The organism is Margalitia sp. FSL K6-0131 (genome assembly GCF_038008735.1).
Lineage (GTDB): Bacteria > Bacillota > Bacilli > Bacillales > Bacillaceae_C > Margalitia > Margalitia shackletonii.
In genome coordinates, this window is the sequence record NZ_JBBOZS010000001.1 from 2,662,894 (window position 1) to 2,676,304 (window position 13,411).

The 13,411-nt window shown below is 37.3% G+C and carries 15 protein-coding genes and 1 pseudogene; 6 read left to right on the forward strand and 10 right to left on the reverse strand.

Features of this window, described 5'->3' with window-relative positions; translation table 11 throughout:
* Positions 1-188 precede the first annotated feature (188 nt).
* Positions 189-338 (forward strand): small acid-soluble spore protein O, encoded by a 150-nt coding sequence (gene sspO / locus NSQ59_RS12965; protein ID WP_055739734.1) that lies wholly within the window; start codon positions 189-191, stop codon positions 336-338.
* Positions 339-401: 63 nt separating this feature from the next.
* On the opposite strand, the gene NSQ59_RS12970 is transcribed toward sspO, so the two are convergent.
* A complete protein-coding gene (locus NSQ59_RS12970) occupies positions 402-659 on the reverse strand; it encodes a hypothetical protein (RefSeq protein ID WP_055739735.1) in 258 nt (85 codons plus the stop codon).
* Between the two features lie 117 nt (positions 660-776).
* On the opposite strand from NSQ59_RS12970, the gene NSQ59_RS12975 reads away from it, so the two are divergent.
* Positions 777-923, forward strand: a complete 147-nt coding sequence (locus NSQ59_RS12975; RefSeq protein WP_083489310.1) for a small acid-soluble spore protein P — start codon at positions 777-779, stop codon at positions 921-923.
* Between the two features lie 100 nt (positions 924-1,023).
* Here NSQ59_RS12975 and selA read toward each other — a convergent pair whose 3' ends face one another.
* Positions 1,024-2,433 carry an L-seryl-tRNA(Sec) selenium transferase gene (gene selA, locus NSQ59_RS12980; protein WP_340831557.1) on the reverse strand — a complete coding sequence of 470 codons (1,410 nt, stop codon included), beginning with the start codon at positions 2,431-2,433 and terminating at the stop codon, positions 1,024-1,026.
* A 115-nt stretch (positions 2,434-2,548) separates the two neighbouring features.
* Here selA and selD point away from each other — a divergent pair, with 115 nt between their 5' ends.
* A complete protein-coding gene (gene selD, locus NSQ59_RS12985) occupies positions 2,549-3,604 on the forward strand; it encodes a selenide, water dikinase SelD (RefSeq protein ID WP_083489311.1) in 1,056 nt (351 codons plus the stop codon).
* A 153-nt stretch (positions 3,605-3,757) separates the two neighbouring features.
* On the opposite strand, the gene NSQ59_RS12990 is transcribed toward selD, so the two are convergent.
* The 7 genes and pseudogenes from NSQ59_RS12990 to NSQ59_RS13020 form a co-directional block, all read right to left on the reverse strand.
* Positions 3,758-4,372, reverse strand: coding sequence for a lytic transglycosylase domain-containing protein (locus tag NSQ59_RS12990; RefSeq protein WP_340831559.1), 615 nt, complete (start codon positions 4,370-4,372; stop codon positions 3,758-3,760).
* Positions 4,373-4,447: 75 nt separating this feature from the next.
* On the reverse strand, positions 4,448-6,067 hold the full coding sequence (locus tag NSQ59_RS12995; RefSeq protein WP_340831561.1) for a long-chain fatty acid--CoA ligase: 1,620 nt from the start codon (positions 6,065-6,067) through the stop codon (positions 4,448-4,450).
* A gap of 270 nt (positions 6,068-6,337) precedes the next feature.
* Positions 6,338-7,024, reverse strand: coding sequence for an LrgB family protein (locus NSQ59_RS13000; protein ID WP_340831562.1), 687 nt, complete (start codon positions 7,022-7,024; stop codon positions 6,338-6,340).
* A complete protein-coding gene (locus NSQ59_RS13005) occupies positions 7,002-7,391 on the reverse strand; it encodes a CidA/LrgA family protein (RefSeq protein ID WP_126646986.1) in 390 nt (129 codons plus the stop codon). Before NSQ59_RS13005 ends, NSQ59_RS13000 begins: the two co-directional genes overlap by 23 nt.
* A gap of 130 nt (positions 7,392-7,521) precedes the next feature.
* Positions 7,522-8,457 carry an NADP-dependent oxidoreductase gene (locus NSQ59_RS13010; protein ID WP_055739742.1) on the reverse strand — a complete coding sequence of 312 codons (936 nt, stop codon included), beginning with the start codon at positions 8,455-8,457 and terminating at the stop codon, positions 7,522-7,524.
* Between the two features lie 175 nt (positions 8,458-8,632).
* Positions 8,633-8,728 (reverse strand): annotated as a pseudogene (locus NSQ59_RS27920) (DUF1641 domain-containing protein); the annotation flags it as partial.
* 393 nt (positions 8,729-9,121) lie between these two features.
* Positions 9,122-9,661: a GbsR/MarR family transcriptional regulator gene (locus NSQ59_RS13020; RefSeq protein WP_126646984.1), complete on the reverse strand. Its 540-nt coding sequence runs from the start codon at positions 9,659-9,661 to the stop codon at positions 9,122-9,124.
* Positions 9,662-10,064: 403 nt separating this feature from the next.
* Between NSQ59_RS13020 and NSQ59_RS13025 the strand changes: the two genes are divergently transcribed.
* Genes NSQ59_RS13025 through NSQ59_RS13035 form a run of 3 tightly spaced genes read left to right on the forward strand, consistent with a single transcriptional unit; the run spans position 10,065 to position 13,046 of the window.
* Complete coding sequence (locus tag NSQ59_RS13025) at positions 10,065-11,312, forward strand: quaternary amine ABC transporter ATP-binding protein (protein ID WP_340831568.1); 1,248 nt, start codon at positions 10,065-10,067, stop codon at positions 11,310-11,312.
* A 1-nt stretch (position 11,313) separates the two neighbouring features.
* The gene (locus NSQ59_RS13030) at positions 11,314-12,162 is read left to right on the forward strand and encodes an ABC transporter permease (protein WP_340831569.1); all 849 of its coding nucleotides are present in this window, start codon (positions 11,314-11,316) and stop codon (positions 12,160-12,162) included.
* Positions 12,162-13,046 (forward strand): glycine betaine ABC transporter substrate-binding protein, encoded by an 885-nt coding sequence (locus NSQ59_RS13035; RefSeq protein ID WP_340831571.1) that lies wholly within the window; start codon positions 12,162-12,164, stop codon positions 13,044-13,046. Before NSQ59_RS13030 ends, NSQ59_RS13035 begins: the two co-directional genes overlap by 1 nt.
* Before the next feature lie 41 nt (positions 13,047-13,087).
* Here the strand turns inward: NSQ59_RS13035 and NSQ59_RS13040 are convergent, their stop codons facing one another.
* On the reverse strand, positions 13,088-13,300 hold the full coding sequence (locus NSQ59_RS13040; protein WP_126646980.1) for a hypothetical protein: 213 nt from the start codon (positions 13,298-13,300) through the stop codon (positions 13,088-13,090).
* Positions 13,301-13,411 lie beyond the last annotated feature (111 nt).

The following is a 13,411-nucleotide window of genomic DNA, read 5'->3' on the forward strand; positions in this document are numbered from 1 at the left end:
ACTTATCGAAGCATGTAAAGCATATTTCTCATATCAAAATTTATGGTGAATCTTCCATGAAATTATATATTATTTTCCGTTTAATCTCTCTGGTTAAGTGAAAAATAATAGAAATTTCTGCTTCAGTAACAATGATTGCTTAAGCGGAGACTTTAGGGTGAAATATTAATTTTTTAGAGGTGAATCAAGTGGGAAAACGTAAGGCTAATCATATTATTCCTGGAGCAAATGCAGCTAAAGCGCAAGGTATGGGAACTGGTTACAATGAAGAATTGTCTAACGAACCGTTAACGGCAGCACAAAAACAAAATAATAAGAAACGAAAGAAAAACCAATAATTTTATAACCTATTTTAAACAAAAAAACTCGCAAGCATTTGCGAGTTTTTTCTATGGAAATCATTAAAATTCATTTACTTCGTTTACAATTTGTTGAAGATCCCTTCTAAACTTTTCTAATTGTGGTCTTTGTGTTTCACTTGCCACTTCCATTGCATTTTCAATTTGCTGATAGGTTTCGTTTACTTCTTGTTTTAAATGCTTTAATTGTTGCCCGTAGCTTGCACTGTCTCTTTCAAGATTGTTATAAGCATCATGTAATTGCTTTGCACCTTTCTGGGCAGCTTGGAATGCTTGTTGTTTATTTTTATGATGTGCCATCCATTCTTCTTCCCTTCACAATAATCGATTGCAAAAATAGATTGTGCAAAATTTCAATTATTATTCAGTATAAATTGTTGATGACGGCACAATCTAAAATATAGGAGGGATATTAAAATGACGAATAAAAATGATGGAAAAGATATGAGAAAAAATGCCGAAAAAGGACATGATAACGGACAACCAGAGCCATTAAGCGGGTCTAAAAAAGTAAAAAACCGTAACCATACCCGTGCGAAACATAATCAAAGCCATGATATGTAATTAAGAAAGACATAAAATTCCTTACACATCCGCTAAACTGCTTGCGCTTGACAAAGACTTTTGTCGTGTAATAGATATATGATAGAGGAATACCAGATCACTATCGACCTGGTATTCCTTTTAATGCTTCCAGCAACAAGTCTTCTTCTTCTATCGCGATTGTTCTAAAATCGAATATTACTTCCTCTTGATGAATTCTTGTTAAAATGCAAGGTTCACCAGTTCGTAATTGCATAGAAAGATCCTCTGCTTTGATATTTTTATGCTTTAAACTTAACACATATGTTTTTAAGGAAACATCAGGCAATGAGCCCCCGCCTATTTGGCTTGTTCCCTCCCTTATAGTAATGGTAAAATCTTCTCTTTCATTGGATAGCTTCATTCTAAAATCGTCTACCCTTTGTCTTACGATAGATGCATCCATAGTTATCGAGTGCAGTGCGGGGATTTTAGTAAAAGCCTCTCCCTTTAAGTAATGCAGCAATGTTGCTTCTAGTGCCGCTATTGTCATTTTGTCAACACGCAATACGCGTGCAAGCTGATGCTTTTTCAGTTTTTCAATATATTCCTTCTTGCCGGCGATAATTCCCGCTTGTGGTCCGCCTAGTAGTTTGTCCCCGCTAAATGATACAATATCTGCTCCGGCTTTTAACTTTCTGCTAACTACCGGTTCGTCTCCGATTCCAAAAGGGTTTAAATCAATCAAGACCCCACTGCCAAGGTCTTCATATAGTAGGAGTGAAGGATGGTTTTGTTTAAAGTTGTAAAGTGCTTCTGTATCAACGGAACTTGTGAATCCCTTGATGGTGAAATTGCTTGTATGGACCTTTAGGATAATAGATGTTTGATCACTAATAGCATTTTCATAATCTTTTAGATGTGTTCTATTAGTGGTCCCAACCTCTATTAGCTTTGCTCCGGATTCCTCCATAATGGCAGAAACCCGAAAGGATCCCCCAATTTCGATGAGTTCTCCTCTAGAAATAACGACTTCTTTATCCTTTGCAAAAGTATGTAAAATAAAATAAACAGCTGCAGCATTATTATTGACAATTAGTGCCGCTTCTGCGCCAGTAAGTGCCTTTATTAGTTCCTCTACATGAGTATGCCTTGTTCCGCGAGTCCCTTTTTCTATATCATATTCTAGATTTGTATAGGATAAAGCAGTCTCCTTCACATGTTCAGCAGCTTCTTTACTTAAACGAGCTCTTCCCACATTTGTGTGTAAAATGGTGCCAGTTGCGTTAATTACTTTTTTAATTGAGTAGGTAAAACGGTGAGCTGTTGAGTTCTCCACTCTAGTAAATAATTCTTTGCTAAATTCTGCGGTTCCCGGGTAACTGCCTTTCCAATTGTTTTTTAATATGGACTCACGAATATCACTAATTTCATCTTTTACGATGGAAGTTAGCTGTTCATAAGGAATTTGATATTTATTTTGGATATATAGAAATAAATCTGTTTTTTGCAGTTCATGTATAGGTGGTATAGATCGAACCATGTCAAGCATTTGATTTCCCCCTATTTCTTATTAAAAACATTGTATTATTGATGGTATTCCTATTGCAAATTTGTTTTCAGGTTCACTAAAAAAGGATAAACTAAAAATATTGGAGGTGGTATGGATGAGTGAGCATGAAAAGCTACGGTTAACAGCTCTTTCGACAAAAGCTGGCTGAGGCTGCAAAATTGGTCCCGAGGACCTTGCGCAAGTTTTGCGTAAATTACCGAAAACACAAAATGTACCTGAACTATTGGTTGGAAATGAGACATCTGATGATGCAGGAGTGTATCAATTGACAGATGAAATTGCATTAGTTCAGACCATTGATTACTTTACACCGATTGTGGATGATCCATACATGTTTGGGCAAATAGCGGCAGCAAATGCCCTTAGTGATGTTTTTGCCATGGGCGGAACACCAAAAACAGCCTTAAATATCGTAGGGTACCCTATCAAAAAATTAGGTGCTGATACTTTAGCAGAGATTTTACGAGGTGCTTCTGATAAAGTTCATGAAGCGGGTGCTATAACAATTGGCGGGCATTCCATCGATGATCAGGAACCGAAGTTTGGTCTATCTGTAACCGGTATTGTGCATCCAAAGAAAGTATGGAAGAATGTTGGAGCAATGCCTGGTGACGTACTTGTGTTAACAAAATCAATTGGTGTCGGCATTATGACGACGGGAATAAAGCGGAATGCAGTGACACAGGGGCAAGAAGAAATTGTCACTAAGGTTATGGCAACGCTGAACAAGGACGCTGCTGAGTGCTTACAGAAATATGAACCACATGCTGTCACGGATGTCACAGGTTTCGGATTGTTAGGACATGCAAGCGAAATGGCCGGCGGAAGCAACGTTACCTTTACGATTGAATATAGTAAAGTACCGATTCTTGATGGTACATATGAACTTGCCATGAATGGTGTCATTCCGGGTGGTTCCAAATCTAATCATCAATGGTTAGCAGAGAATATTGTCTATGATCAATCCCTGTCCTTGGAGCAACAGATTATTCTATGTGATGCAGTTACTTCCGGTGGGTTGCTAGTTGCGCTGAAAGAAGAAGATGCATTATTGTATGTAGAGGATTTGCAGCAAAAAGGCATTGAAGATGCCGCCATTATTGGCAGGGTTACAGAAAAGGAAATTTCGACCATTCGGGTTATAAAGTGATATTTTTTTGAAATGAAAAATCCCCTATTGAAGTTAGTGTAATCAACTTCTAATGGGGATTTTCATATTTTGAATAAAACAATCCAATGTTACTGTCCATCGGGTGTGGACAGTTTCCGGAAATGTCCACAAGTGGTGCCTGACACTTATCCTTTAAAAAGCCTGCTCATATTCTTTTGCATAATATAAAACTTCTTTTACGTATTCATTGCTATGATTATAGGCGTATATCGCTTTTTTTAAATTTCCATTTGTTGCACCATTATGTGCAAGATAGTTTGCTGCGCTAAAGATGGCATCATAAATATTAAATGGATCTGCTACCCCATCTCCATCTGCATCCACTCCATAGCCTCCATATTTTCTGATAACCGCTGGGTTTTCTTTTTCTTCTTTTGGAATGTTCCCCTTCCCTTTACCGGAACAGGATGGATGTTTCCAGCCGACAAATGTACATGGCATAAACTGCATGGGCCCTTCAGCCCCAACAGGTGAAACCATTGTTTTCATGGTAGAAAAGCGAGTTTCCACACGGTGATGTGCTGCAAGGACATACCATGGTACTCCGTATTTTTTTTCTGCTGCTTTATAAATCGGAATATATTGAGCCGGGATTTTCATATCAGGAGTTTTGGTCGGCTTTTTTTTGTCGTCATGATCATTTGTTAGAACATATAATGCAATAATCACGACCGGTATGAGCAATATTAATATTGGTGAGCGTTTATTCGTTTTTCGCTTTTTGTATGATTTTTTCTTTGCTGCCATTTTTCTTTAAAATGATCCTTTCTTGGATAAAGACTGAGTACCATTTTACAATAGATTTATAATACTACAAGAGTATTATTCAGCATTTGAATAGTAATGCTTCCATTGATCTCTCAATGTCCTTTTGAGAAATTTGCCTACGGAGGTTTTCGGTATTTCCTTTAAGAATATTATCTCATCCGGCAACCACCAATTAGAAAATTGTCCTTTTAAAAATAAAATAAGATCCTGTTCGAAAATTTGATTTCTATAGGCATCTTTCAGTACAACACAGGCTAATGGACGTTCCTGCCATTTAGGGTGTGGAATGGCGATAACTGCAGCTTCATAAACTGCTTCGTGGGACATAAGTGCATTTTCAAGTGCAACAGAGGAAATCCATTCTCCGCCGCTCTTTATTAAATCCTTTGTCCGATCGGTAATTCGAACGTATCCATCTGCATCCATTACCGCGATATCGCCGGTATAAAGCCAGCCATCTTTAAATGCATCATTTGTACGTTCATCCTTATAATATTCGTTGGCAATCCATGGCCCCCTGACTATTAATTCTCCCATTGTTGCACCGTCACACGGGACATCTCCGTTTTCATTCACTACCCGTATATCAAGGCCAGGTACAACCAATCCTGTTTTCGCACGGATATCAATTTTTTCTTCTAAAGATAAAGAATCCATCTCACTTGTTAAAGTAGATAAACTTACGATTGGACTTGTTTCCGTCATACCATATCCCGAAATAAAAGGAACCTTATACTTTTCTTCAAAGGCGCGAATCAATCCTTTTGGTGATGCTGCTCCTCCGCAAACTAAAGCACGTATACTGCTAATATCATATTGATTTTCCTCTAATTCTTTTAACAGACCAATCCAAATCGTTGGAACACCGCCTGTAATGGTTACCTTTTCTTGTTCAATCAGCTCCGCTAAAATTTTCGGAGTAAATGAAGGACCTGGTAAAACCTGTTTTGTCCCATACCAAACAGCAGCAAAAGGTAACCCCCATGCATTTACATGAAACATCGGCACTACTGGCATGGCAACATCTCTTTCACAAAGTCCAAGTGTATCAGCGAGACCAATTGCCAGACTATGAAGGACGATACCTCTATGTGTGTAAACGACCCCTTTTGGATTACCGGTAGTGGCCGATGTATAGCACATTGCTGCTGGTGTACGTTCATCCATATCCGATATAAAGTTGAATGCTGGGTCTCCATCATCTATCAGTTGTTCATAAGAAAATGCTGGATGCAAAGTTGTTTCCGGTATTTCTTTCTCATCAGACATTATTACGAAGCATTGAACCGTTGTTAATTGAGCTTTAATTTTTTCTATAATAGGCACTAAATCCGGGTCAATAAGTAAAATTTTGTCTTCTGCATGATTGATGACATATGTCAAGTGTTCTTGGGTTAAGCGGATATTAACCATGTGGAGGACTGCACCACTGCATGGCACGGCAAAATAAGCTTCTAAATGCCGATGATGGTTCCAAGCAAATGTTCCGATTTTATCCCCTTTCTTTAACCCGATTTTTGTTAGTGCACTTGCCAATCTTCTCGTTCTTTCTCCAATTTCTTTGTAAGTAAATCTGTGAATGCCGGATGCCGTTCTGGAAATGACTTCTTTTCGCGGAAAATATTTTTCTGCACGTTCCATCATGGAGGTTAATAGTAGCGGTGTGTCCATCATTTTTCAATTCCCCCTCATTTTATGTTCAGATAATGTGGGATAGAGTGTTGAAAACTAGCGGAAGCGATTTTTATACTACATGATGCCCATCCTAGATTGTTGAGCTTTGAGCAAAAGTCCCCCCAAACTATCTCCACCTTATCCGGTAACAAAAAACCTACCTCTTACGATAGAAATACATTGTGAATATGAAGGTTCTAAGATGGTTATATTCAATCATTTCGACCTATAGACCAAAATACCTGCCTTATAGGCTAAAATGGCTAAATATTAATTCAAAAACAATGGAATCAACCATGGCACTAAAATAGACGTGAACACCGCGGATAATGCCATTGCGACACTGGATACAGCACCTTGCAGCTCTCCCTCTTTTACTGCTTGAGAAGTACCGATGCCATGGGAAATCGTTCCTAAAGATAATCCTCTTGAAAAAGGACTTGAAACTTTTATTCTATCTAGTATTTTAAGTCCGAACATCGCTCCGAACATGCCGGTAATCATCACAAAAGCTGCAACCAATATTTCATCTCCGCCTATTATTTTGGAAATTTCAGACGCAACTGGTATAGTGGTAGATTTAATACTTAATGATGTAATCATTAGCTTTGATAGCTTAAATGCTTTGCCTAACAAAATAGCGGTTATTATGGTAAGTATGGTTCCTGTTAAAACCCCTGCAAGTGCCGGCAAAAGATTTTGGATTAAGATATGGCGATTTTTATACAGGGGAACAGCTAATGCAACGGTAGCCGGTCCGAGTAAATACGTCATGATTTCTTTTGCAGGTTCATATTCTTTATATGAAATATGACTGGCAACGAGCGCGATAATGATGATTACTGTGCTTAAAAATACAGGTGTTGTAAACGGGGAAGAATACCTTTTTGCAACAAAAAGGGTGAAAATATATACCAAAATAGTAAGAACGATGCTAAAGACTGTGATGATGATCATGTACGTTTTCCTCCGCAGATTTCATCCATTTTTGAGACAAATACCCTGAACCGCATATGCCAACGATAGCACTAATACTTAAAATAAAGAGTAAAATAACCCCTTTTTTCAGAAATATTCCCCCTAAAGTCATTAATCCAACTGATATCGGAATGAAAAAGAAAGCAAGATGCCGGATTAAAAACGATGAGGTCCTATCAATCCACTGCACCTTCATCACTCCTGTCAACAGAAGGATGAAGCATAAAATCATTCCTGCAACATTCCCAGGCAAAGGAATATGCGTAAGCCTTACAATCACAGATCCCAATTCATTTAGCCCCCAAAGGATACACAACTGAAAAATAATGACGAGAATTTTCTTCAAAATGATAGCTCCCTACTTTAAAGATATTCTTATACTTATTCGATTCATTGTGTGATTTTCCTGTTATAAATTTCAGACATTCGAGAGAAATAAAAATACGCTTGGAGATTTTATTCTCCAAGCGTATTTTTTAATCAAAGCTGATGACAATTTTCCCTTTAGCGTGATGACTTTCACTAAGCGCATGTGCTTCTTTTAAACCTTGTTCTGAGAACGGAAACACATGTCCAACAATCGCTTTTAATTTCCCATTTTGAAGTAAGGCGCCTAACTGTTCCAATTGTTTCCCATTTGGTTGCAGCCAAACGTTGCTTGCTGTCACACCATATTCATTAGCTTTTTCTTCATCTGGCGCATTGACAATCGTTACTAATCTTCCGCCTTTTTTTAACACTTGATAGCTTTTGGTTTGGATTTCTCCACCCATCGTATCGAACACAACATCATAATCATGCAATACTTCTTCAAAATTTGTCGTTTTATAATCAATTACTTCATCCGCACCGAGCTCTTTTAAAAACGCATGATTCTTTTCACTTGCAGTTGTTGCCACATAAGCACCCTTTTCCTTTGCAAGCTGTATTGCTAAGCTTCCCACACCGCCTGATCCAGCGTGAATAAGAACTTTTTCGCCTTTTTCCAAATGTGCCACATCAAATAAAGCCTGCCAAGCGGTAAGGCCAGCTAATGGAATCGACGCTGCCTCTTCAAAGCTAATGTTTTCTGGTTTTTTTGCTAAAAGCTCTTCATCTATTCCAACATATTCCGCATATGTACCAAAACGAGTGGTTGCCGGACGGGAAAAAATAGCATCTCCCACTTGAAAATTTTTTACATTTTTGCCTACTTCTTTAATAATTCCCGCTGCATCCCATCCTAAAATAATCGGAAACTCAAATGGCATCATTTCCTTTAAATAACCCTCTCTTAATTTCCAATCGATTGGATTGATAGAAGTGGCTTTCATTTCCACTAAGACTTGGTTCTCATTGATTTTTGGAGCTGGAACCTCTTTTTCTTTTAGTTGCTCTTTATCACCATATTGTTCAATTACAATAGCTTTCATATTTTTGTTCCTCCTTTTTACTTAATCAAGTATAAATATTTGTTTCAAAAGGGCAAGAATTCTGCTCCTTAAGTAATTTCTACAAAAATAAAAGATATTATAACCACAATTAGTTGACATAACTACAATATTGCTAAATAAAAAAGAAGGGCCTTCCCTGCCCTTCTCTAAAACTCTATTCTAATGTCCTTCCCATTCCCCTTAAAAAATGAACCAGAAAATTTATTGCACGATTAATATCGGGATCCTTCAAATACTTCATTAACTGAAAGGCATTAATATCCTTTCCTGTATCTATGTTTGCAGAACCTTCTTCGATTCCTTTCTTTATTCCAAATATTAATTGGTCCATGTCCTTACTGTTTATTCCATTTAATCGATTTGAATATTTCGTTATAGATTCATTAACAATGGAAAGAAGATTATACTCCTCCAGATGTTTCACAAGTGTGACAAGTTCGTATATATGTTCTTTATTATTTTCTAAAAATGGCTGGATATCTGCAGGGTAATCTTTTTCACGAAGTGGGAAGGAATCTGCCTTACTAATTGAATGTTTCATAACAAAACCCCCAACAAAGAATTCACCCTTTAATCGTATGAAACGTTTTATGATTTGATGCAAAAAAAATAAGATTCAACAAAGTTGAATCTCGTTTAATAGTTATTCTTTCACTTTTTTGGGTACATAATTAAAGATTTCATGGCTTTCAAAAATATCAACTAAACGATTCAGCCAATCATAATATTCCAATGTATATTCTAATTTATCAATATCACTTTTAATAATATCTTTTATCTCTTTATCCATTTCCTCATGGAGTAACATGTCTTGAAGTTCCTTAATAGATTTTAAGATAGTATTTGTATTCATGGAAATAGCAGTTCTCCATTTGACAGAAAATAAATCGATAAAATTTTGGTACCAATCCCCTTCTACTGCGTATAAATCCCGGCGTACACCCTTTTTCCAAACTTTATCGACCATTTTTAATTCTAGTAATGCTCGAACAGATGTACTCATACTTGTCTTGCTCATTCCGAGCTCATCTTTCATTTCATCTAAAGTTAATGGCTCATGATGAAAAAACATCATACCATATAGTCTTCCAATGGAAGGAGCAATTCCATATAGGTTCATATTTTGTGCAATGGACTCGATGACCCGTTCTCTGATTTTTTCAAGCTGATCCTTCGCATTCAACAATATTCACATCCTAATCATAAATGGCTGTTTTCGTATGCATTATTTCTTTTGTTCTAATTATTCCCTATCCAGACTTTGTTTCAGGGCATCTTTTCTTAACAGTTATTCATTCATCCATCCGAAAAAGGATATTATTGTGTTTATGTATACAAAAGTTTAAGAAATGGAGCCTCAAAAAAATCCTCATGTAATAATCTATCCGTTTCCACTAGGAATGTAAAGTGTGTTCATAAGGGAGGATTCAAGAGGAAATGGAAGGATATTTGAGAACACACACCATCAAGTACGTACAGTTTTTACTTTACGAACTGTACATACGGAATATAAAGGAATATGGAGTTTGAGTGTTCCCTTCCGCTTTCTATAAAATGATATGGTGGCAACTAAGAGGGGTGATTGGATGATAGAAGAAAACAAAAAGACAAAAGTAAAAGTAAAGAATGTCACAAAAATATTTGGCAAACATACAAAAAAAGCGTCTCAGCTATTGTCAAATGGAAAATCAAAACAAGAAATCTTAAAATTGACCGGCGCCACCATTGGAGTAAATCAGGCTAATTTTGAGGTGTATGATGGTGAAATTTTCGTCATCATGGGACTTACCGGGAGTGGTAAATCTACATTGGTCCGAATGCTAAACCGATTAATTGAACCCACTTATGGCGAAATTCTCATTGATAACGAAAACATTACTTCCATGACAAAGGAACAGCTTCGTAATGTCCGTAGAAAGAAAATCAGTATGGTTTTTCAGAAATTTGCGCTATTACCTCATCGAACCATTCTCCAAAATACTGAATATGGGTTGGAAATTCAAGGAATCGATAAACAAACAAGGAAGGAAAAAGCTTTACAATCTTTAAAACTAGTCGGATTAAATGGTTATGAAGATCAATATCCCGATCAGTTAAGCGGCGGTATGCAGCAGCGAGTTGGATTGGCAAGAGCTTTAGCAAATGATCCTGATATTTTGTTAATGGATGAAGCCTTTAGTGCATTGGATCCGTTAATTAGAAAAGATATGCAGGATGAATTGCTGGAATTGCATGATACCATGGGGAAAACAATTATCTTTATAACCCATGACCTTGATGAGGCTCTTCGTATTGGTGACCGGATTGCCTTAATGAAAGATGGCAATATCGTGCAAATTGGCACACCGGAAGAAATTTTAATGAATCCTTCCAATGAATATGTTGAAAGATTCGTAGAAGATGTTGATTTCTCTAAGGTATTGACTGCAGGGCATATTATGAAACGTGCTGAAACGGTACAAGTGGAGAAAGGTCCCAGGGTAGCTCTAACTTTGATGAAGAATCTTGGTATTTCTTCTATTTATGTAGTAGATAAACAAAATCGTTTATTAGGTGCAGTTACCGCGCAAAGTGCCAAAGAAGCAGTCGAAAAAGGCATCTCTCTTAAGGAAGTACTAATTAGGGAAATTACGACCGTTCCGAGTGAAACATTACTGACGGATCTCTTTGAAATGGTGTCCACTGCAAGTATTCCGGTTGCAGTAGTGGATGAACGCTCCAGGATGAAAGGAATTGTCATTCGAGGTGCATTAATTGGTGCCCTTGCCGGGAATGAAACTTATATTCATCAGGCAGAAATTCTGGAACCTTCTTCTTTGAAGGAGGTGAATTAAGATGGATAAATGGCTCCCTAAAATACCATTAGCAGATTGGATCGATACATTTGTCGACTGGCTAACTACTACCTTTGGCGGACTTTTTGACGGTGTCTCTTCTGCAGTTGAAAACTCAGTGGACGGTATTGTAAAAGTATTAGGTCTATTACCGCCTATCATACTGGCGATTATTATTGGGTTGCTTGCCTTATGGCTAACCAAAAAAAGCATTGCGATTTTTTCTTTTATCGGCTTCCTAATCATTGATTATCTTGGATATTGGGATGCAATGCTTAACACATTGGCTCTTGTCTTAACTTCGGTTATCATTTCCATTGTCGTCGGAATACCAATCGGGATATGGTCCTCACAAAAAGCAATGGTTCGCAAAATCGTTACACCAATCCTTGATTTCATGCAAACAATGCCTGCTTTCGTGTACCTGCTACCAGCCATCTTCTTTTTTAATATAGGAGTGGTGCCGGGTGTTGTTGCATCGGTAATATTTGCGATGCCTCCGACAATAAGACTTACCATTTTAGGAATTCAGCAAGTTCCTGCAGATATCATTGAAGCGACGGAAAGCTTTGGTTCCACTACTTCTCAGAGGTTATTGAAGGTACAACTTCCGCTTGCTATGCCTACTATCATGGCCGGCATTAACCAAAGCATCATGCTTGCACTCTCAATGGTTGTTATTGCATCTATGGTAGGTGCACCGGGGTTAGGAGAAGAAGTGTATCGGGCAGTAACACAATTAAAAATTGGTGTCGGTGTAGAAGCGGGTATCGCTATTGTTATTGTTGCCATCGTTTTAGACAGAATTACACAAAACGCTGGCAAAAGAAAGAAAAGGGGGAATTTATAATGTGGAAAAAAATTATCGGGTTTGCTTCTGTAGTTGCACTTTCATTCAGTCTTGCAGCATGTGGAAGTGATAAGGCTAGCTCTAACAAATCATCTGTTGGAGACAGTGTTGATCATAAAATAATTGGTATTGACCCAGGTGCAGGAATTATGGAAGCAACAGATAAAGCATTAAAGGATTATAAATTAGATGATTGGCAGCTTGTTTCTGGATCAAGCGCTGCGATGACTGCAACATTAAAGAAAGCTTATGATAAAAAAGAACCTATAATTATTACAGGTTGGAACCCACATTGGATGTTTGCAAAATATGATTTAAAATACCTTAAGGATCCAAAAGGTGTATATGGAAGCGCAGAAGAAATTCATACTATTGCCAGAAAAGGATTAAAGAAAGATCTTCCAGAAGCTTATAAGATTCTAAGTAACTTTAAGTGGTCAGAGGATGATATGGGAAAAGTAATGCTTGATATTCAACAAGGCACAAAACCAGCAGATGCTGCTGCAAATTGGGTGAAAGATAATCCAGAAAAGGTTGCTAAATGGACAGATGGTACAAAAAAAGTGAACGGAAAGAAAATTAAATTGGTGTATGTAGCGTGGGATAGTGAAATTGCAAGTACGAATGTGATTGGCAAGGTACTTGAAGACCAAGGGTTTGATGTTACATTGACGCAAGTAGAAGCTGGTCCTATGTGGACAGCTGTTGCCGACGGCAGTGCGGATGCTTCCCTTTCTGCATGGCTTCCATTAACACATAAAAATTATTCTGAAAAATATAATGGTAAATTTGAAGATATAGGAACAAGTATGACTGGGGTAAAAATAGGTATTGTCGTTCCAAAATATATGAAAATTGATTCGATCGAAGATTTAAAAAAATAATTTATAAAAGAAAAGAGTCTCTACTATTAGAGGCTCTTTTCCTATTCATAATCCTCTAAATCTATTATCCAGCATTCAAGTTCAAGATCATAATATGGATCTGATTTAGCTTGCATTGTTTTATTTCCATATTCATCAAGAACTTCATCCCCATTTAGTTCAAACATCCTAAAGTTGTCCCCTTTTTGCAGCTGCTTAAAGTCAATTTCTACCCATTTATGATTTCTGAAGGCTAGCGTTCTTCTAAAGTTCACGTTCATCCCCTCTGTACATGATATGTAGTATCTTTTACATTTAATTCTAAATACATGAAAACGGATTATGTATTTATCCTGAAGAATTTTAAATGTGTGTTGTCCTATGTA